The sequence below is a fragment of the Flavobacterium sp. P1_E4 genome (assembly GCF_056405915.1).
This window is the reverse complement of record NZ_JBFUBE010000003.1, coordinates 24,253-45,161: the sequence shown is the minus strand read 5'-3', so window position 1 is coordinate 45,161 and position 20,909 is coordinate 24,253. Positions and strand designations below refer to the sequence as shown.

Here is a 20,909-nt window from a genome sequence, read left to right as displayed (position 1 = left end):
GGATTACTATTAAATATTCTTATAAGTTTTGATATCACAAGCAACCATAGATACTGTTTTTGAAACCGCTCGAGTTGAGGAGGTTATTGGAGATTTTGTACAGTTAAAAAGAGCGGGAAGTAATTTCAAAGGGCTGAGTCCGTTTTCGGATGAACGTTCTCCTTCTTTTATGGTTTCGCCAGCAAAAGGAATTTGGAAAGATTTTAGTTCTGGAAAAGGTGGGAACTCGGTTGCTTTTCTAATGGAACACTCGCATTTTACGTATCCGGAAGCTATTCGATATTTGGCTAAAAAATATAATATTGAGATTGAAGAAACAGAACAATCTGATGAGGAAAAATTAAATACAGATGTTCGCGAAAGTATGTATTTGGTTTCTGAATTCGCCAAAACCTATTTTCATACTACGCTTTTAAACTCTGAAGAAGGAAAAGCTATTGGGCTCTCTTATTTTAAAGAGCGAGGCTTTACCAATGAGACCATCAAGAAATTTGCTTTAGGATATTCACCTGAAACATGGGATGCTTTCACAAAAGAAGCACTAGGAAAAGGTTATAAAATGGAATTTCTGGAAAGTACTGGTTTGACCATTGCTAGGGAAGATCGCCCATTTGACCGATTCAAAGGCAGGGTGATGTTTCCGATTCAGAGTATGTCCGGAAGGGTGCTTGGTTTTGGAGGGCGAATTTTGACAAATGACAAGAAAGCTGCCAAATATTTAAACTCGCCAGAGAGTGATCTTTACCATAAAAGTAAAGTACTGTATGGTATTTTTCAAGCCAAACAATCAATAGCAAAACTTAATAATTGTTTTTTGGTTGAAGGCTACACTGATGTTATTCAGTTTAATCAAGCGGGAATTGAAAATGTTGTTGCTTCCTCGGGAACTGCGCTTACTCCAGATCAAATTCGATTAATTAATAGACTTACTAAAAATATTACTGTTCTGTTTGATGGTGATGCTGCGGGACTTCGCGCTTCTGTTCGCGGAATCGATTTGATTCTTGAGGAAGGAATGAACGTAAAAGTTTGTGCATTTCCTGATGGAGAAGATCCTGATAGTTTTGCCAGAAAAACATCCTATGAAGACTTGGTTGCCTATTTAGAAAACAATGCGAAGGATTTTATTCAGTTCAAAGCATCGCTTTTGATGAATGATGCCAAAAATGATCCCGTTAAGAAAGCCGATTTGATTCGGGACATGGTCGCAAGTATTTCGAAAATTCCAGATAGAATTCAACGTGAAATTTATATTCAGGAATGTTCCAGAATAATGGATATTTCGGAGCAGGTTTTGACAAGTACTTTGGCGCAGTTGGTTCAAAAAGATGTTACCGAAGTAGGGAAAAAAGCAAAACAAGAGCAAAAAGCTTTTGAAATTGTAAAAAATGAAAATCCTGTTCAAGCGGCAAAAGTTGATGTGCTGTATCGTTTGGAGCGTAAAATAATTGAGATTCTTTTATTGTATGGCAATAAAACTGAAGAATTTGAAGATGTTTATTTGAGAACAAATGAATCTGGTGAAATTGAAAATGTAACAGAAAAGAAAGAATATAAAGTTTATCAAAGGATTTATTTGAGCTTGCAAGAAGATGAAGTAGAGCTAGCTAATCCTTTGTTTCGAGATATTTTTAATGATATAATTCAATATTTTCTTCAAAATGAAAATTTAGAATTTGAAAAATATTTAATGCATTTAAATTCCGACTTTGCTCAAGAAGTGACCGATATATTGATGGAAGATGAACGATTGGTGTTGCATAATTGGGAAGGACAAAACATCATTCCTAAAACTAAAAACGAAACTATCAGCCAGTATGTGTCAGAAACTATCTTGACAATGCGTTGGTATTTGGTTGATAAAATTATAGAGGAATTAAAAAACTCTGTATCAAATGAACCAGGTTCAGATAATACAGAGTCTATGTCTATGGCGATGGACTATTATAAACTAATTAATTCGTTTTCAAAAAAATTAGGAAGAGTCATGTCGCGCTACAGTTAAACGATTTCTAGAGTTTTAGCTTTATTTACTAAATCTACTAGATTCGTAACGTTTAATTTAGTTAACAATCGTAACTTGTAAGTACTGATTGTTTTTTCGTTGAGCGATAAAATCTCAGCGATTTCGTGGTTTTTCTTACCGTCGCTTAAATAACGCAATACTTCCACTTCACGATTTGAAAGTTTTCTGTACAAACGCTCGCTTTTGCTTTGTTTTGCAATCAAAGCAATGTTTTTCATCACTGTTTCATTCATGATGATTTTGCCTTGGTGTACTTTGATAATCGATTGACCTAAAGTTTCCAGTTTTTCAGTTTTGTGAACAAATCCAGAAACTCCTGCTTTAATAGCATTTGGAGCGTAAATCTGTTCTGAAAGACCGCTGTAAAAAATAATTTTTGTTTTTGGAAAATTTTTCAAAACCGATTTGATTTCGAAAATACTTGATAGGCCTTCAAGTTCTAGGTCCAATACAAGAACATCTATTTCTTTGGTAAGAAGAATGTCTTTTACCATTGCAAAATTACCAACGTTAGCAACGATGGAAATGTCCGAATGGTCTTTGAAGTACGATTTTATTCCAAAATGTACTACAGGATAGTTATCTGCTAAACAAACTTTAATCATGGTATTTAGTTTTAGGATTGTTTTTGAAGATATAAAATTAAAAAAATATTTTCATATAAGTCTAATTTTTCGGACAAATTATTTTTTTTTAACAGTTTATTGTGCAAACTGGTATAGGATTCATTTTATGTTGGTTGTTTTGATTAAGTTTTTTGTAGATTTTTAAAACTTCTTTTTCACGTTCTGAAAAAGTATTAGTATCTAGTTCTGTGTCAGTTATACGCATTGCCCATTCCAATTCGTCATAGCTAGCTCCCAATTGGTCTTCGTCTGAACGATCATCTCCAAATAATCCATCAGTAGGTGCAGCTGTTAAAATAGAATTTGGAATTTTAAGATAGGTCCCTAATTGATATACTTCTGATTTCATTAAATCTGCAATTGGGCTCAAGTCGACTCCGCCATCTCCATATTTAGTATAAAATCCTACACCAAAATCTTCAACTTTATTTCCTGTTCCTGCTACTAATAAACCATGAATTCCAGCAAAATAGTATAAAGTTGTCATGCGTAAACGGGCACGAGTATTGGCAAGTGATAAATTTACAAGGCTTTCGTTGTCAGTTGTAGGGACTTCTTTTTTGAATGTTTCAAAAACAGAAGTTAAGTCAGCAACTACATTGGTTACATTAGGGAATCTATTTTTTAATTGCTCAATGTGTTCTTTGGCTCTTGATACGTGACTCGGAGCTTGATGAATTGGCATTTCAACGCATAATACTTTCAAACCAGTTTGGGCGCAGAGAGTTGAGGTTACTGCTGAATCTACTCCGCCAGATATTCCAATTACAAATCCATTAACTTTTGAATTTTCAGCATAGCTTTTCAGCCATTCAACAATATGAGTATTTACTTTTTCGATTTGGAGGGTTCTTTTTTTAGTCATAATAGTTTAAGTTTTAAAAAGCAGGGATGTATATTTGCAAAAAAATAAACGCAAAGTTTTAAGAGTCCCTATCGTAACAAATTTAAAGAAAATAATACAATTGAATAGAGGATGTTTGATATAGGTTGAAAAATCACATGAAGATTTGCGAATAATGCTTTAAACTTATCATGGAATTGATAAATAAATAAAATAAATATGAAATTTTTTCTCTTACCTATAGTTTTCTGTTTGCTTTTTTGTTCTTGTGACCAAAAAAGTAAAGTTGAAAAAACTATTGAAGAAACTCCAGTAGATATTAAGGTGGAACGTTTTGATAAAGAGTTCTTCGAGACTTCTCCAAAGGACTTGTCAAACCTAAAAAAGAAATATCCTTATTTTTTCTCTCCTCAGATAAATGATACTGTTTGGATAAACAAAATGACGACACCTATTTGGAGAGAAGTGTATAACGAAGTTCAAAAAAAATATCCTTCTACCGAGGGGATTCAAAATGAAATTGAAGCTTTGGTTCAGCATATGAAATATTATTTTCCAAAGACCAAAACGCCTAAAGTGATTACGTTGATTTCGGATATGGATTATACGAATAAAGCTATTTATACGGATTCTTTAGTTTTAATTTCGTTAGAATTGTATTTAGGGAAGGATCATAAGTTTTATACTTTTCCAAAATATCTAAAACAAAATTTTGAAGAAAGACAAATGATGCCTGATGTTGTAAAGAGTTTTTCATTAGGGAAAATTGCTCCTCCAACGGATAAGAATTTGTTGTCTCAAATGATTTATTTTGGAAAAGAACTTTATTTAAAAGATCTTTTACTTCCAGAATACAGTGATGCTGAAAAAATGGGATATACTCCAGAGCAAATTGTTTGGTGCCAAGAAAATGAAAGTTATATTTGGCGCTATTTTATTGAGAAAGAAATGCTTTTTAGCGATGAGCAAAAGTTGACTTCTCGTTTTATTGATCCAGCTCCTTTTTCAAAATTTTATTTAGAAATAGATAATGATTCTCCAGGGCAAATAGGATCTTGGATAGGTTGGCAAATTGTTAAATCTTATATGGAAAACAATGATGTTACGGTAGACCAGTTGTTAAAAACGGATGCCAAAGAAATTTTCGAAAAATCAAAATACAAACCCAAGAAATAATGTCAAATAAAAATACCTCAGAAATTAAATTTTTAGTCGAATTGGATGAAAACCGCGTACCGGAAAAGCTTTTTTGGACTGCAAAGGACGGAGGAGTGGAGCTATCAGAATCAAAAGCAATTATGCTTAACGTTTGGGATAGCAAAGCCAAGGAAAGTATGCGTATCGATTTGTGGACTAAAGAAATGCCTGTTGATGAAATGAAGATTTTCTTTCATCAAACATTAGTGGCTATGGCAGATACTTTTAAAAGAGCTACTAATGATGAAAAAATGTCGGATACAATGTTGGACTTCTGTGATTATTTCGCTGAGAAACTAGAATTGAAGAAATAGCTTATTGTGGACAGGTCGAAAAAAAATCCCAAAGCTGAAATTTAATATTCAGTTTTGGGATTTTTTATATTTCTAGTTTTTTTTAAAACTCTGAATTATTTTTGAAAACCTCTTGATTTACTTCGTCTATATAGCCTAAAAGTTCTTCTTTTCCTGTTGATTCTGTTGCCGAAGTAACAAAGTATTGTGGCATTTCGGCCCAGTTGTTGGCGAACATTTGTTTCTTGTAAGCAGCAATATGAGAATCAATTTTTACTTTACTGATTTTATCAGCTTTAGTGAAAATAATGCAAAACGGAATTTCACTTTCTCCCATATATGACATAAATTCAATGTCGATTGTCTGTGCTTCATGGCGAATGTCAATCAAAACAAAAGCACAAACCAACTGCTCTCTTGTTTCGAAATAATCGGTGATGAATTCTTGAAATATGGATTTTGTTTTTTTTGAAACTTTGGCATAACCATAACCGGGTAAATCTACAAGAAACCAATTGTTATTGATTAAAAAGTGATTTATTAGTTGGGTTTTTCCTGGTCTTCCAGATGTTTTTGCCAATTTTTTATGATTGGTCAACATATTGATCAATGATGATTTTCCAACATTGGAACGGCCAATAAAAGCATATTCCGGCAAAAAATCCTTTGGGCATTTGCTTACATCTGAGTTACTTATTACGAATTCGGCAGTATTGATTTTCATTTTTTTTTGAGTATAAAATTCTCCTTTTCGATTAATGTTCCCTAAGATGAGTGTGGGTAAGCCAGTCTTCAAGATGAGTGTTAAATTCTTCTGGTTGTTCCATCATGGCAGCATGACCACATTTGTCAATCCAGTATAAAGTGGAATTAGGTAATAACCTATGGAATTCATCTGCTACATCTGGAGGTGTAACTTTGTCATTTTTTCCCCAAATAATACAGGTTTGTACATGCATTTTCGGTAAATCTTTGGCCATATTATGACGAATGGCACTTTTGGCAATAGTCAAGGTTTTGATTAGTTTTATACGATCATTTACTGTGGCATATACCTCGTCAATAAGTTCTGGTGTTGCTATTTTTGGATCATAAAAAACATCTTCAGCTTTTTTCTTGATGTATTCATAGTCACCTCTTTTTGGGTAACTGTCTCCCATAGCGCTTTCGTATAGTCCTGAACTTCCTGTAATTACAAGTCCAGATACTTTTTCTGGAAACATTTTGGTATGGTATAATGCAATATGTCCTCCAAGTGAATTTCCTAAAAGAATGACTCTGTCTAATTTTTTGTAAGTAATGAAGTTTTTTACATAGACGGCAAAACTCTTCACGTTTGTTTTTAATATGTTTTGGGTGTAGATAGGCAAATCGGGGATGATGATTCTGTACCCTTTATTCGAAAAGTAACTAGCTACAGCATCAAAATTGCTAAGTCCCCCCATTAAACCATGTAAGATGACAATCGGAATTCCTTCGCCTGCTTCGTAATATCCGTATTTGCCTTCTTTTTTATAGTATTTTTCCATGTTTTAAATGACAATTTTCAATTTTTCACAAATATAGGGTTTATAAAATTAAAAAGAATTTTAGTAGCCTTTTTTTAACCTTTTATTGTCTAGGGTAAAAAGTATAGTCTTGAATGATGTTTTGATAATTTTTTAACTAATGAACAATAGAATTTTTAAGCTTTTAAGAATGTGCTTTAACAATCGAAAATGTCTACTTTTTAGCAAAACACAATCTTTCTTACAAATTATTGAAGTTTTAGCTAACGTTCTGATTGTCTATAAACTAAGCGTTTTCGGGTAAAAGAGGTTAAACTTATTAACAAAGTGGTATATAGTGGTAAATTGTGGTAAAATTTTATATATTTTTGCTTTATACAATTAACACTATTTACTTGGACGCAATTATAGGAACATATGAGTGTAAAGTTGATGCAAAAGGACGGGTTTTATTACCTGCTCCCTTAAAAAAGCAATTGGCTTCCTCGCTTCAAAACGGTTTTGTTTTGAAGCGTTCTGTATTTCAGCCCTGTTTGGAATTGTATCCTATGGAAGAGTGGGATTTGATGATGAAAAAAATCAACAAACTTAATCGATTTGTAAAAAAGAACAATGACTTTATTCGCCGTTTCACTGCTGGAGTAAAAGTGGTGGAGATAGATGCATTGGGAAGGTTGTTGATCCCTAAAGATTTAGTGGTTTTTGCTAGCGTTGATAAAGATGTGGTTTTTTCTTCTGCAGTTAATATTGTGGAAATTTGGGATAAGGATTTGTATGAGAAATCAATAGACGGTGCAGATGTTGATTTTGCTGATTTAGCCGAGGAAGTAATGGGTAATTTAAATGACGACGACAATGGAATATCATAATCCAGTATTGCTACATGCTACGGTAGATGGCTTAAATATAAATCCAGAGGGAGTTTATGTTGATGTAACTTTTGGTGGAGGTGGTCATTCAAAGGAAATATTGAGTAGGCTGGGACCAAATGGTAAATTGTTTGCCTTTGACCAAGATGAGGATGCTTTGGCCAATGCTTTGCCTGACGAAAGATTTACACTTATTAACGAAAATTTTAGATTTATAAAAAGGTTTTTGCGTTTTTATGGTATAAAAGAAGTGGATGGTATTTTGGGAGATTTGGGAGTTTCTTCTCATCAGTTTGATGTACCCGAAAGAGGCTTTTCAACTCGATTTGATGCTGGACTGGATATGAGAATGAGTCAAAAAAATGATTTGAATGCATATCGAGTGGTAAATGAATATGATGATGCCAACTTGAGAAGAGTGTTCTTTGATTATGGTGAATTGAAAAATGCACCAGCTTTGGCAAGAACAATTATAGAAGCTAGAGAGCATAGATTAATCGAGACCACTGATGAATTGAAAGAAGTCTTGGCGAAATATTTGCCAGAAAGAGTTCGAAATAAAATATTGGCCCAAATCTACCAGGCGATTCGTATTGAGGTGAATCAGGAAATGGATGTTTTGAAAGAGTTTTTGGAACAGTCCCTTGAGATTTTAAAGCCAGGTGGAAGATTAAGTGTAATTTCTTATCATTCATTAGAAGATAGATTGGTGAAAAGATTTATAAAAAATGGAATGTTCGAAGGGGAGCCAGAACGTGATTTTTATGGAAATTTTTCAGTTCCTTTTAAAACTATCGGAAAATTAATTGTTCCTGATAACGAAGAAATCAAAATAAATAATAGAGCTAGAAGTGCTAAGTTGAGAATTGCTGAGAAAAAGTAATAAAATGAAAGGTGGAATTTATAACATATTAAAAGCACAGTTTCTTATAGATGATAATGCAGTCAAAAATTGGCGTTTTATTGTCTTTGTGATTTTACTTGCTATAATAATGATTGCCAATACGCAACGATACGAACAAAAAGTATTTAAGATTGTTGAATTGACCAATAAAGTAAAAGAGTTACGTTCTGAATTTGTAGACAGACGTTCTGAGTTGATGAAACTCAAAATGGAATCCACGGTTTCGGCTAAAATGGAAGAAAAACAAATTTTCCCATCAACCGTTCCGCCAGTTAAAATAGAAGTTAAAGAACCTGAAGAGAAAAATTTCTTAGAAAGAATATGGCAGTAGAAGATAAATATATATCCTATAGAACCTATTTGGTTGCCTTTTTCATCTTTTTGATGGCAATTGCTATTGCTGTTAAGTTAACGAATATTCAATGGGTTGATGGAGATCATTACAGAGAATTAGCGAAAGAAAGAACGGTGAAAAATTTTGTTATTCCTGCCAATAAAGGAAATATCTATTCAGCTGATGGAAGCCTTTTGGCAACTTCAATTCCTAATTATGCAATCCGTTTTGATGCTGTAGCGCCGAAAACAGAAGCTTTTGAAAAAAATGTAAAATTACTGTCTGATTCATTGGGAATGTTACTTAAAAAATCCAGTAGTACAATTCAAAATGAACTAAGAAGAGCTAGAGCACATAAAAATAGATATTTTTTAGTTGCTCAAGGTTTGAGTTTTACCGAATATATGAAAATCAAAGGATTTCCATTGTTCAATTTGGGAGCTTATAAAGGTGGAATTATAATTGAGCAAAAAACAATTAGAGAACATCCAATTGGGCATATTGCTGAGCGTAGTATTGGTTATGAAAGAAAAATGCCTGAAGGATATTCTGATGGTAAAGGAATAGAGTGGGCTTATCGTGAATATCTTAACGGAAAGGACGGTAAAATATTAAAACAAAAAATAGCTAAAGGGCAATGGAAACCTATTCGTGACGTCAACGAAGTGGAGCCTCAAGATGGATATGATGTTATATCAACAATTGATGTTTACATTCAGGATATTGCACATCACGCTTTGTTGAAGCAATTGGAAGAATATGAAGCAGATCATGGTTGTGTGGTGGTTATGGAAACTAAAACAGGTCATGTAAAAGCTATTTCAAATTTAGGAAGAGCAACAGATGGGACTTATTATGAAACTACAAATTATGCTTATGCTGAATCTCATGAGCCAGGATCGACTTTTAAATTAGTTGATTTGATGGCAATACTAGAAGATAAAGTGGCTGATACAAGTACTGTTTATGATAGCCACGGAGGTGTTGTTGTTTACTCAGGTCGAAAAGTAAGAGACTCTCATGAAGGAGGTTATGGTAAAATATCTTTAGCTAGAGGATTTGAAGTTTCTTCGAATACGGTAATGGTTCAAGCCGTTTATAACAATTACAAAAATAATCCTACGAAGTTTGTGAATCACATTAATTCCTATGGTTTAAATAAGAAATTAGGATTGGCTTTTAAAGGTGAAGGAAAACCTTTCATTCCGCAACCTAGTGATAAAAATTGGTCAAACATTTCACTTCCATGGATGGCTTTTGGATATGGGGTTTCGGTTACACCTTTGCAAACTTTAACCTTTTATAATGCTGTTGCAAATAATGGTGTGATGGTAAAACCACAATTGGTTTCTGAAATTAAAGCGTGGAATAAAACAATAAAAAAATATGATACAGAGGTAATGAATCCAAGGATTTGTTCCCCTGAAACGTTAAAAAAAGTTAAGGCAGTTTTGGCTAATGTAGTTAAAAAAGGAACTGGGTCAAAATTGTATTCCAAAGATTTTTCTATGGCCGGTAAAACGGGGACAGCTCAAGCAAATTATGYGACAAATGGAGGGAAAGATAAACATTATGTTTCGTCATTTGTAGGTTATTTTCCAGCTGATAATCCTATGTATTCTTGTATTGTGGTGGTTCATAAACCTAATACTTCGGGGAATAATTATTATGGAGCCGATGTTGCGGGACCTGTTTTTAAAAGAATTGCCCAAAAGATATTTACAGATATCCCTTCTACGAATGTGATTAAGAAATTAGACAATCCTAATCCGAAGCAAGAGAGCAATTATAATGCCTATTATGTGAAAATGCAGAAAAAGCAAAATTCTGTTCCAAATGTAAAAGGAATGTCAGGAATGGACGCAGTTGCTTTATTGGAGAATTTAGGTTTAAAGGTTAAAGCTGTTGGAGTTGGGAAAGTGAAAAAACAATCCATTCAAGCAGGACAGAGTATTGTAAAAAATTCATCAATTCTATTGGAATTATCATGAGTATACTAAAAGACATATTATATAAAGTGGCGATAGAATCTGTAACGGGTTCTACCGAAATTGCTATAAACCAATTGAATTTTGATTCTAGAAAAGTAGAAAAAAACGATGTTTTTATTGCAATTCGAGGGACCATTTCAGATGGGCATGATTTTATTGAAAAAGCAATTGGGTTAGGAGCTTCAACGGTTATTTGTGATACACTTCCAGCTAACCTAATAAATGGCGTGACTTATGTTTGCGTAAAAGATACAAATGCAGCTTTGGCTTTTATGGCTGCAAATTTTTATGGTAATCCTTCTCAAAAACTAAAATTAGTTGGTATTACAGGAACGAATGGTAAAACAACTATTGCTTCTTTGTTATATCAAATGTTTAAAAAAGCAGATTTTAAAGTAGGTTTACTTTCGACTGTGAAGATTTTAGTTGGCGATGTAGAATATAAAGCAACGCATACTACTCCTGATTCTATAACCATAAATTCTTTTCTTAAGGAAATGGTGGATGCTGGTGTTGAGTATTGTTTTATGGAAGTAAGTTCGCATGGTATTCACCAAAAGCGAACTGAGGCTTTGCATTTTAGAGGAGGAATATTCACTAATTTATCACATGATCATTTAGATTACCATCCTACGTTTGCAGAATATAGAGATGTTAAGAAATCTTTTTTCGATCATTTGCCAAGTGATGCTTTTGCTCTTACCAATATCGACGATAAAAATGGGCAAGTAATGCTTCAAAATACTGCTGCCAAAAAACTTTCTTACGCTTTAAAAACGTATTCTGATTACAAAGCTCAAATTCTGGAAAATCAATTGTCTGGATTGCTGTTGAAAATAAATGGTAATGAAGTTTGGGTGAAATTAATTGGAACTTTTAATGCTTACAACCTATTGGCAATATATGGAACAGCTGTTGAGTTAGGGTTAGACAGTTTGGAAGTGCTTCGATTGATGTCCGAATTAGAAAGTGTTTCTGGACGATTTCAATATATTGTTTCCAATACGAATATAACGGCTATAGTAGATTATGCTCATACGCCAGATGCACTCGAAAATGTTTTGAATACCATTAACGATGTACGAACAAATAACGAACAATTAATAACAGTTGTGGGTTGCGGAGGAAATAGAGATACTGCAAAACGCCCTGTAATGGCCAATATCGCTACAGAATTGAGTGATAAAGTAATTTTGACTTCCGATAATCCTAGAAACGAAGAGCCGGAAGCCATCATTCAAGAAATGGAAAAAGGAATTCAAGCTCAAAATTTCAAAAAAGTTTTATCAATTACAGATAGATTGCAAGCGATTAAAACAGCTTGTCAATTGGCACAGCCAAATGATATTATATTGATTGCTGGTAAAGGGCACGAAACCTATCAGGAAATCAAAGGGGTACGTCATGATTTTGATGACATGAAAAATGTAAAAGAGATTTTAGATCAATTAGGAAAATAATAGTTTAATCGGTTATTTGTTTATTCGTTTAACCGGACATTAAAAGACCTAACGATTAAACAAATTAACGATTAACCAAATAAACAAAGAGATATGCTATACTACTTATTTCAATATTTAGACAAAGTAATGGATGTTCCTGGTACAGGGGTTTTTCAATACATCACCTTTAGATCGTCCTTAGCATTGATGTTATCATTGTTATTGTCTACCATTTATGGAAAGCGCATAATTGGTTTTTTAAGTAGACAGCAAGTAGGAGAAACAGTTCGTGAATTAGGTTTGGCTGGACAAAATGAAAAAGCAGGTACTCCTACAATGGGGGGAATTATTATCATTTTTGCGACTTTAGTTCCTGTGATACTTTTTGCAAAATTGCATAATATTTATATTGTTTTGTTGATAGTTACCACTTTATGGATGGGAACCATTGGTTTTGTTGATGATTATATTAAGATTTTCAAGAAAGACAAGCAAGGACTTAAGGGTATTTTTAAAGTATTTGGTCAAGTTGGATTGGGAGTAATCGTTGGATCGGTTTTGTATTTTAGTCCAGCCGTTACGGTTAGAACAGATACTGGTAAAGTTGATATTTTTAAGCAAAGTACTGAAACTGTTGTTAATCCAGTTTCATTGGAGGAAAAATCAACTGCAACTACAATTCCTTTCTTTAAAAATAATGAATTTGATTATGCCGAGCTTTTAGCTTGGACAGGTGAAGGATATGAACAATGGGCTTGGTTAGTCTTTATTCCTATTGTGATTTTTATTATTACGGCAGTTTCAAACGGAGCCAATTTAACTGATGGTATAGACGGTTTAGCAGCAGGGACTTCTGCAGTTTCAGTCTTTGCATTGGCTATTTTTACGTTTGTTTCAGGGAATATTATTTTCTCAAACTATCTGAATATAATGTACATACCCAATTCGGGTGAGATGACCGTTTTTATAGCTTCGTTTCTCGGTGCTTTGATTGGTTTTCTTTGGTACAATTCCTATCCGGCTTCTGTTTTTATGGGGGATACTGGAAGTTTGACCATCGGAGGAATTATTGCGGTATTGGCAATTGCTGTTCGTAAAGAAATGCTTATCCCTTTATTGTGCGGAATCTTTCTGGTTGAAAACTTCTCTGTTGTTTTACAAGTGAGCTATTTTAAATATACCAAAAAACGCTTTGGTGAAGGGCGAAGGATTTTTCTAATGTCGCCACTACATCACCATTATCAAAAGAAAGGTTATCATGAAAGTAAAATAGTGACGCGATTTTGGGTTGTAGCTATAATGTTGGCCATTTTGTCAATTGTTACACTGAAATTGAGATAATATGAGGCTAGTGATTTTAGGAGGAGGAGAAAGTGGTGTAGGTACTGCTATTCTAGGTAAGAAAAAAGGATATGATGTTTTTGTATCCGATTTTGGAAAGATAAAGGACAGTTATAAAGAGGTGTTAATTATAAATGGCATCGCTTGGGAAGAAGGAAAGCATACTGAAGATTTAGTATTGAATGCCGATTTGGTTATGAAAAGCCCCGGTATTCCTGATAAATCACCAATTGTGAAGCAATTAAAAAATAAAGGTATTGCTGTAATCTCCGAGATTGAATTTGCAGCTCCTTTTACAAAGGCTCTTACCATTGGGATAACGGGAAGTAACGGAAAAACGACCACTACAATGCTTACGCATCACTTGTTGAAAACAGCAGGATTGAATGTAGGATTAGCTGGAAATGTAGGTAAAAGTTTTGCTTGGCAGGTCGCAGATAATAATTATGATTTTTATGTGATAGAGTTGAGCAGTTTTCAGTTAGATGGAATTGTGGATTACAGACCGGACATTGCGATAATAACGAATATTAGTCCAGATCATTTAGATCGATATGATTACAAATATCAAAATTATATTGAGTCTAAATTTCGTATCACGATGAATCAAACAGAGGAAGATTTCCTTATTTATGATGCAAACGATGAAGCCATTTTAGAATGGTTGAGTAAAAATAAAGTTAAAGCCAAATTAATTCCTTTTTCGTTAACCGACGAATTTACCGAAGGAGCTTATATAAAAAATAACAAAATGGAAGTAAAGATCAATCAAGAAGAGTTTTCAATGGACACGGAATACATTGCATTAGAAGGAAAACATAATTTAAAGAATGCTATGGCTGCTACTTCTGTTGCAAAAATTTTGCAAATAAGAAAAGAAACAATTCGTGAAAGTTTGTCTAATTTTCAAGGTGTTGAACATCGTTTGGAAAAAGTATTGAAGATCCAAAATGTTCAATATATAAATGATTCAAAAGCTACCAATGTAAATTCAGTATTTTTTGCTTTAGACAGTATGAACACACCAACTGTTTGGATAGTGGGAGGAGTTGATAAAGGAAATGATTACCATGAATTAATGTCTTTAGTTCGTGAAAAAGTAAAAGCAATTGTTTGTTTAGGGGTTGATAATAAAAAAATTATTGATGCCTTCGGAAATGTAGTTGATATAATGGTTGAAGTAACAAGTATGAATGAAGCTGTCCGCATGGCTCAACGTCTATCTGAAAAAGGAGATACAGTATTATTATCACCAGCATGTGCCAGTTTTGATTTGTTTGAAAGCTATGAAGACAGAGGAAAACAATTCAAACAAGCAGTTAAAAATCTATAAAATAAGTTTAAAAGGATAAGAGTTTAGAATGTTTAGATAAAAGTTAATTCTAAATTTATTTTTAATAAACTCATAAACCTCACTAAATATAATAAAATGAAAGAACTAATTAACAAGCTAAAAGGAGATAAAGGCATTTGGTCATTCGTGGCCTTATTGGGCCTGTTTTCTTTTATGCCAGTTTTTAGTGCAAGTAGTAATTTGGCTTATTTGGGTCATGGTACTGGGAATACATTAGGTTATTTGGTAAAACATTTTGCTCATATCTGTATTGGATTTTTAATTATTTATTGGGTTCATAAAATTCCGTATCATTATTTTAGAGCAATTTCGAAAGCGGGACTGCCTATAGTTTGGCTTTTATTGGCTTATACTTTAGTAAAAGGAACCGTGATTGCAGGTGCAAATGCGAGTAGATGGATTCAGATTCCTTTTATAGGATTGTCGTTTCAAACATCAACATTGGCGGCAATTATGCTGTTCATTTTTGTTGCTCGTTACTTATCCAAAACCAGAGAAACGCCTATTACTTTTAAGTCTTCTTTATGGGAGCTGTGGACTCCGGTTTTTATAACATTGATGTTCATTCTGCCAGCCAATTTTTCTACTACAGCTTTGATCTTTTCAATGGTACTTATGCTTGCTTTTGTTGGTAGATATCCTTTGAAGTACATCTTTTTCATCATAGGTTCTGGAGTCGTGATTTTGACTTTGTTTTTTTTAATGTCAAAAGCTTTTCCTGAATCTAAATTTTTCAGCAGGGTAGGGACATGGCAAAGTCGTATTGAAAATTTCACAAGCAATAAAGCTGATGAAGATGATTATCAAATAGAAAAGGCTAAAATAGCTATCGCTTCTGGACAAATATATGGTTTGGGACCTGGAAAAAGTGTTCAGAAAAATTTTTTGCCACAGTCTTCTTCTGATTTTATTTATGCCATTATTGTTGAAGAATATGGACTTGTAGGAGGTTTAGGAGTTTTAGTTTTGTATCTGCTTTTGTTATTCCGATTTGTAGTCGCCTCTCATAAAGCAAATACGCTCTTTGGAAAATTGGTGGTGATAGGGTTAGGGTTTCCAATGATTTTTCAAGCGATGATTAATATGGCGGTTGCCGTAGAGTTATTGCCGGTTACCGGACAAACATTGCCTTTGATAAGTAGTGGAGGTAGTTCGATTTGGATGACTTGTTTTGGACTCGGAATTATTTTGAGCGTGACCAAAAAAGAAGAAGAAATTACACAAGAAAAATTAGAAAAAGAAAAAAGAGAAGAAATACTTCAAAAACTTATAGATAGAGAATTGGAAGCAGATCTTGAGGAAGCAGATTTTAAAAATGTAAATGACAATTTTGACACAAGTGATTATTCAATTACGGATAATTCAATGAACCCAATGAATGCGGTGTTAAAATAATTGGGTTTATTAGATTTTATAAATAATACAATTCGTTACAATTTAGTATTAAAAGAAGCAACTTAGAAATTTTTTCAAAATGGCAAAACATAGATTTATCTTGAGTGGAGGAGGTACAGGAGGACACATTTATCCTGCGATTGCAATTGCAAACGAGTTGGAGTCTCGTTTTCCCGATGCTGAAATTTTGTTCGTTGGTGCCAAAGACAAAATGGAAATGCAAAAAGTGCCTCAAGCAGGTTATAAAATAAAAGGTCTTTGGATTGCTGGTCTACAAAGAAAACTAACAATTCAAAATGCAATGTTCCCATTTAAATTATTGAATAGTTTATGGGAATCCAGAAAAATTATAAAAAAATTCCAACCAGATGTTGTTATTGGTACAGGCGGATTCGCCAGCGGACCATTGTTGAAAATGGCCAATAGTATGAATATCCCAACCGTTATCCAAGAACAAAACTCTTATCCGGGAATTACTAATAAACTTTTGAGTAAAAAAGCAAATAGTATTTGTGTTGCTTATGATCATTTGGAACGTTTTTTTCCAGAAGACAAAATAATTTTGACCGGAAATCCAGTTCGTCAAGATTTATTGGATATCCAGGATAAAAGAAAAGAAGCTATCGAATATTTTAATTTGGATCCATCCAAGAAAACATTGTTGGTTCTCGGAGGAAGTCTTGGTGCCAGAAGAATCAATCAATTGATCGAAAAAGAATTGCATAATCTACTTTCTTTAAATGTGCAGGTGATATGGCAATGCGGGAAGTTTTATTTAGAAGATTATAAAAAATATAATAAACATAATGTACAGGTTCTAGCCTTTATTGAAAGGATGGATTTGGTTTATGCTGCTGCAGATGTTGTTATTTCGAGAGCCGGAGCTTCTTCTGTTTCAGAGCTGTGTATTGTTGGAAAACCGGTGATTTTTATTCCATCACCAAATGTTGCCGAAGATCACCAAACTAAAAATGCCGAAGCAATAGTAAAAAAGAAAGGAGCTATTTTGCTTAAAGAATCACAATTGGATGAAGACTTTAGCTTGGTATTTGAATCCTTGATAAAAGACCAAGGGAAGCAAGATCAATTGAGTGAAAATATTAAGTTATTGGCTAAGCCAAAAGCAACAGAACAAATTGTTGATGCAATTGTTAAGTTGATTAAATAATAAAGTTAATGAATCGATTAGCATGTCGAATGTGTAGCATGAAAACGGATAATCCTGATAAATTAAAATAAGAAGCAAAATGAATTTAAATCAAATTAAAAACGTCTATTTCATAGGAATCGGAGGAATCGGAATGAGTGCTTTGGCTCGTTATTTCAAAACTATAGGAAAACAAGTTTCGGGCTATGATAAAACACCTTCTATTCTTACCAGTGAATTGATTGAAAGTGGAATTGATATTCATTTTGAAGACAATATTAATCTAATTCCAAATGATTATTATGCTGAAAATACATTAGTAATAATTACTCCTGCGGTACCTGTTAAGCATTCTGAGTGGAATTATTTCTTGGAAAGAGATTATCAAGTAAAAAAGAGAGCAGAAGTTCTGGGCATTATTACTCAAGATACTTTTTGTTTTGCAGTTGCGGGAACTCATGGAAAAACCACGACTTCTAGTATTTTAGGACATATTTTGTATGAAAGTGGAGCTGATGTGACAGCTTTTATAGGTGGGATTGTTGAAAATTATGATTCTAATTTAATTGGAACCGGTAAAACAGTTACTGTTGTTGAAGCTGATGAATTTGATCGTTCCTTCTTGCATTTACATCCAAATATCGCCTGTATCACGTCTATGGATGCGGATCATTTGGATATTTACGGTACAAGCGCAGCAATTGAAGAATCATTTGTGGAATTTGCAAATAAAGTTGAAGATAAGAGCAAGCTTTTTATAACCAGTGAATTGCCTATTGAAGGGATGATTTGTGGAGTTAATGAAGATGCTGTTTTTGAAGCCTTCAATGTAAGAATAGAAAGCGGAAGCTACGTTTTTGATGTTAAAACTCCTGACGAAACTATTAAAGATTTGCGTTTTGGATTGCCAGGTAAGCATAACTTAATGAATGCTTTGATGGCATTGGCTATGGCAATAACCTACGGCACCCCGACCGAGGTTATTGCTAAAGCTTTAGTTTCTTTTAAAGGAATTAGAAGACGTTTTTCGTATCAAATTAAAGAGGATAATCTTGTATATATCGATGATTATGCACATCATCCAACAGAAATTAACGCAGTTCATCAAGCCGTTCGGGAATTGTATCCAGGTCAAAAAGTGTTAGCGATTTTTCAACCGCACTTATTCAGTAGAACTAGAGACTTTGCTGATAATTTTGCTAAAAGTTTATCGGCTTTTGATGAAGTCTTTTTAATGGAAATTTATCCTGCCCGAGAATTGCCTATGGAAGGTATTAATTCACAATGGTTAATGGATAAAATGACAAATGAACATAAGAAAATTGTTAGTAAAGAAGATTTAATTCCTTCAATTTTAGGAAATGATGCCACTGTTATTGTAACAATTGGGGCAGGTGATTTAGGAGAAATGGTTCCTTCAATTAAAAAAGCATTATATGAAAGTCTTTAATTGGAATAATATACGATTATTACTCATGTTTGTTTTGGTAATTTTTCTTTTTTCGTTTACCTCTAAACGAAATTCAAAAAGAAAATTAACTAAAAGCGAAGTTGTTTTTGTAGGCGAAAACTCTCTTTATTTAAAGAATGAAACGGTTAATAAATTGTTGATAGAAAATAATTCGAATGCTAAAACCATAAGAAAAGATAGGCTAGATTTGAATAGATTGGAGCAAGTATTAAATGCTCAAGAAATGATTGAGAAAGCAGATGTTTATGTGAGTATCGATGGTGTTCTAAAAGCAGTTGTGAAACAGAAGACACCTATAGCTAGGGTCTTTAATGATGAGGGTTCCTTCTATATTGACAGTGAGGGAAATACCATGCCTTTATCAGCTAATTTCACAGCTCGAGTTCCACTTGTTTCTGGGGAGATAAACAAGAAAAATAGCAAAGATTTATTTAAATTATTTAAGATAATTTATGATGATGCGTTTTTGAGAAAAAACATCATTGGTATACAAATTATGCCTAATGGTAGCTTATTAATGCTCAATAGAAATTATAATTATCAAATTGATTTTGGTAGTTTGATAAATGTAGAACGTAAATTTCAAAACTATAAAGCTTTTTTTCAAAAAGTAAGTTTGGATAGTTCTTTGTATAATTATAAAAAAATAGATCTCAGATTTACGGAACAAGTAGTTTGCACAAAATAATAGAAAATGGAAAAAGAGAATATTGCAGTAGGTCTAGATATTGGGACGACGAAAATTGTTGCCATGATAGGCAAAAAGAATGAATATGGTAAACTTGAAATTTTAGGTGTTGGAAAATCTAAAAGCTTAGGTGTGGCTAGAGGTGTTGTGAATAATATTACGCAAACCATTCAATCTATTCAACAAGCAATACTTGAGGCAGAAAATAATTCTGGGTATAAAATAAAAGATGTTGTAGTTGGTATTGCTGGTCAGCATATCAGAAGTATTCAGCATAGCGATTACATTAGCAGAAGCAATCCTGAGGAAGTTATAGGAGGAAGCGATATTGATTTATTGATCAATCAGGTTCATAAATTGGCCATGTTGCCAGGAGAAGAGATTATTCATGTATTGCCTCAAGAATTTAAAATTGATGGACAATCGGATGTTAAAGAGCCAATCGGAATGTATGGTGGAAGATTGGAAAGCAGTTTTCATGTAGTAGTTGGACAGGCTTCTTCTATTAGAAACGTTGGAAGATGTATTCAAAGTTCAGGTATCGAATTGTCAGGTTTGACATTGGAGCCATTAGCTTCTTCCGATGCAGTTTTGAGTCAGGAAGAAAAAGAAGCCGGAGTTGCTCTTATTGATATTGGAGGAGGAACAACAGATTTGGCTATTTTCAAAGATGGAATTATTCGTCATACTGCAGTAATACCTTTCGGAGGAAATGTAATTACAGATGACATAAAAGAGGGTTGTTCGATTATAGAAAAACAAGCCGAATTATTGAAGGTGAAATTTGGTTCTGCTTGGCCAGGAGAAAATAAAGACAATGAGATTGTTTCTATTCCAGGATTAAGAGGAAGAGAGCCTAAAGAAATTTCGTTAAAAAACCTTTCAAAAATAATAAATGCCAGAGTTGTTGAAATCATTGAGCAAGTTTTTACCGAAGTAAGAGCTTATGGACATGAAGATCCTCGTAAAAAGTTGATTGCTGGAATCGTTCTTACAGGTGGTGGTGCACAATTGAAACATATCAAGCAATTGGTAGAATACATTACTGGAATGGATACTAGAATTGGTTATCCAAACGAGCACCTAGCAGGAAACTCTGATGAAGAAATTTCAAGTCCATTATATGCCACAGCAGTTGGATTAGTAATGAACAGCATTGAAAACAAAACGCAAAGTGCAGTTAAAATGCAGGCAACAGTAACACCTGAAAAAGTAACTTATTATAGAGAGCCTATTGTAGAAGAAAAAGTTGAAATTAAAGAAGAGGTTTATGTGCAACCCGAAAGAGTACTTCAAGTAGATCCTGTTAGGGAGGAATCTACTGAAAATAAGATAAGAAGATCGTTTTTTGATAAATATGTGGACAAGATTAAAGATTTTTTGGACAACGCAGAATAATAAATAAAGAATAAAAATGTTATCATACCTCCTTTTTGCCCCAAGCCTAGAGTAGTTAGAGATAAAGTTAATAAAAAATTA

General features: G+C 33.4%; 19 protein-coding genes. 15 read left to right on the top strand and 4 right to left on the bottom strand.

The annotated features are described in order from the left end of the window. The first annotated feature begins 28 nt into the window (after positions 1-28). Positions 29-2,005 carry a DNA primase gene (dnaG, locus tag AC1DY0_RS03830; RefSeq protein ID WP_477187347.1) on the top strand — a complete coding sequence of 659 codons (1,977 nt, stop codon included), beginning with the start codon at positions 29-31 and terminating at the stop codon, positions 2,003-2,005. Here dnaG and AC1DY0_RS03825 read toward each other — a convergent pair. Then, entirely contained in the window at positions 2,002-2,631 is a 630-nt protein-coding gene (locus tag AC1DY0_RS03825; protein ID WP_477187346.1) for a LuxR C-terminal-related transcriptional regulator, read from the bottom strand. The genes dnaG and AC1DY0_RS03825 overlap by 4 nt on opposite strands. Positions 2,632-2,719: 88 nt before the next feature. Further along, positions 2,720-3,517 (bottom strand): NAD(+) synthase, encoded by a 798-nt coding sequence (gene nadE / locus AC1DY0_RS03820; RefSeq protein WP_477187345.1) that lies wholly within the window; start codon positions 3,515-3,517, stop codon positions 2,720-2,722. A 198-nt stretch (positions 3,518-3,715) separates the two neighbouring features. Here nadE and gldB point away from each other — a divergent pair, with 198 nt between their 5' ends. Further along, complete coding sequence (gldB, locus tag AC1DY0_RS03815; protein WP_477187344.1) at positions 3,716-4,672, top strand: gliding motility lipoprotein GldB; 957 nt, start codon at positions 3,716-3,718, stop codon at positions 4,670-4,672. After that, entirely contained in the window at positions 4,672-5,007 is a 336-nt protein-coding gene (gldC, locus tag AC1DY0_RS03810) for a gliding motility protein GldC (RefSeq protein ID WP_111409904.1), read from the top strand. Before gldB ends, gldC begins: the two co-directional genes overlap by 1 nt. An 82-nt stretch (positions 5,008-5,089) precedes the next feature. Here gldC and yihA read toward each other — a convergent pair whose 3' ends face one another. After that, a complete protein-coding gene (yihA, locus tag AC1DY0_RS03805; protein WP_477187343.1) occupies positions 5,090-5,710 on the bottom strand; it encodes a ribosome biogenesis GTP-binding protein YihA/YsxC in 621 nt (206 codons plus the stop codon). A 31-nt stretch (positions 5,711-5,741) separates the two neighbouring features. Continuing rightward, positions 5,742-6,515, bottom strand: a complete 774-nt coding sequence (locus tag AC1DY0_RS03800) for an alpha/beta fold hydrolase (RefSeq protein WP_477187342.1) — start codon at positions 6,513-6,515, stop codon at positions 5,742-5,744. Between the two features lie 374 nt (positions 6,516-6,889). On the opposite strand from AC1DY0_RS03800, the gene mraZ reads away from it, so the two are divergent. From mraZ to ftsA, 12 genes are all read left to right on the top strand, one after another. Beyond that, on the top strand, positions 6,890-7,363 hold the full coding sequence (gene mraZ, locus AC1DY0_RS03795; protein WP_477187341.1) for a division/cell wall cluster transcriptional repressor MraZ: 474 nt from the start codon (positions 6,890-6,892) through the stop codon (positions 7,361-7,363). Continuing rightward, the gene (gene rsmH, locus AC1DY0_RS03790; RefSeq protein WP_477187340.1) at positions 7,338-8,246 is read left to right on the top strand and encodes a 16S rRNA (cytosine(1402)-N(4))-methyltransferase RsmH; all 909 of its coding nucleotides are present in this window, start codon (positions 7,338-7,340) and stop codon (positions 8,244-8,246) included. The genes mraZ and rsmH overlap by 26 nt, the downstream gene beginning before the upstream one ends. Before the next feature lie 4 nt (positions 8,247-8,250). After that, positions 8,251-8,598: an FtsL-like putative cell division protein gene (locus tag AC1DY0_RS03785; RefSeq protein ID WP_077370880.1), complete on the top strand. Its 348-nt coding sequence runs from the start codon at positions 8,251-8,253 to the stop codon at positions 8,596-8,598. Continuing rightward, a complete protein-coding gene (locus tag AC1DY0_RS03780; RefSeq protein WP_477187339.1) occupies positions 8,589-10,592 on the top strand; it encodes a penicillin-binding protein in 2,004 nt (667 codons plus the stop codon). Before AC1DY0_RS03785 ends, AC1DY0_RS03780 begins: the two co-directional genes overlap by 10 nt. Then, complete coding sequence (locus AC1DY0_RS03775; protein WP_477187338.1) at positions 10,589-12,052, top strand: UDP-N-acetylmuramoyl-L-alanyl-D-glutamate--2,6-diaminopimelate ligase; 1,464 nt, start codon at positions 10,589-10,591, stop codon at positions 12,050-12,052. Before AC1DY0_RS03780 ends, AC1DY0_RS03775 begins: the two co-directional genes overlap by 4 nt. A gap of 93 nt (positions 12,053-12,145) precedes the next feature. Then, a complete protein-coding gene (gene mraY, locus AC1DY0_RS03770) occupies positions 12,146-13,375 on the top strand; it encodes a phospho-N-acetylmuramoyl-pentapeptide-transferase (RefSeq protein WP_477187337.1) in 1,230 nt (409 codons plus the stop codon). A gap of 1 nt (position 13,376) precedes the next feature. Then, positions 13,377-14,708, top strand: coding sequence for a UDP-N-acetylmuramoyl-L-alanine--D-glutamate ligase (murD, locus tag AC1DY0_RS03765; protein ID WP_477187336.1), 1,332 nt, complete (start codon positions 13,377-13,379; stop codon positions 14,706-14,708). 96 nt (positions 14,709-14,804) lie between these two features. Continuing rightward, entirely contained in the window at positions 14,805-16,124 is a 1,320-nt protein-coding gene (locus tag AC1DY0_RS03760; protein ID WP_477187335.1) for an FtsW/RodA/SpoVE family cell cycle protein, read from the top strand. A 79-nt stretch (positions 16,125-16,203) separates the two neighbouring features. Beyond that, positions 16,204-17,292 carry an undecaprenyldiphospho-muramoylpentapeptide beta-N-acetylglucosaminyltransferase gene (gene murG / locus AC1DY0_RS03755; protein ID WP_477187334.1) on the top strand — a complete coding sequence of 363 codons (1,089 nt, stop codon included), beginning with the start codon at positions 16,204-16,206 and terminating at the stop codon, positions 17,290-17,292. Between the two features lie 79 nt (positions 17,293-17,371). After that, positions 17,372-18,721 (top strand): UDP-N-acetylmuramate--L-alanine ligase, encoded by a 1,350-nt coding sequence (gene murC / locus AC1DY0_RS03750; RefSeq protein WP_477187333.1) that lies wholly within the window; start codon positions 17,372-17,374, stop codon positions 18,719-18,721. Continuing rightward, the gene (locus tag AC1DY0_RS03745) at positions 18,708-19,430 is read left to right on the top strand and encodes a cell division protein FtsQ/DivIB (RefSeq protein WP_477187332.1); all 723 of its coding nucleotides are present in this window, start codon (positions 18,708-18,710) and stop codon (positions 19,428-19,430) included. The genes murC and AC1DY0_RS03745 overlap by 14 nt, the downstream gene beginning before the upstream one ends. 6 nt (positions 19,431-19,436) lie before the next feature. Then, the gene (ftsA, locus tag AC1DY0_RS03740) at positions 19,437-20,828 is read left to right on the top strand and encodes a cell division protein FtsA (RefSeq protein ID WP_477187331.1); all 1,392 of its coding nucleotides are present in this window, start codon (positions 19,437-19,439) and stop codon (positions 20,826-20,828) included. Positions 20,829-20,909: the final 81 nt, after the last annotated feature.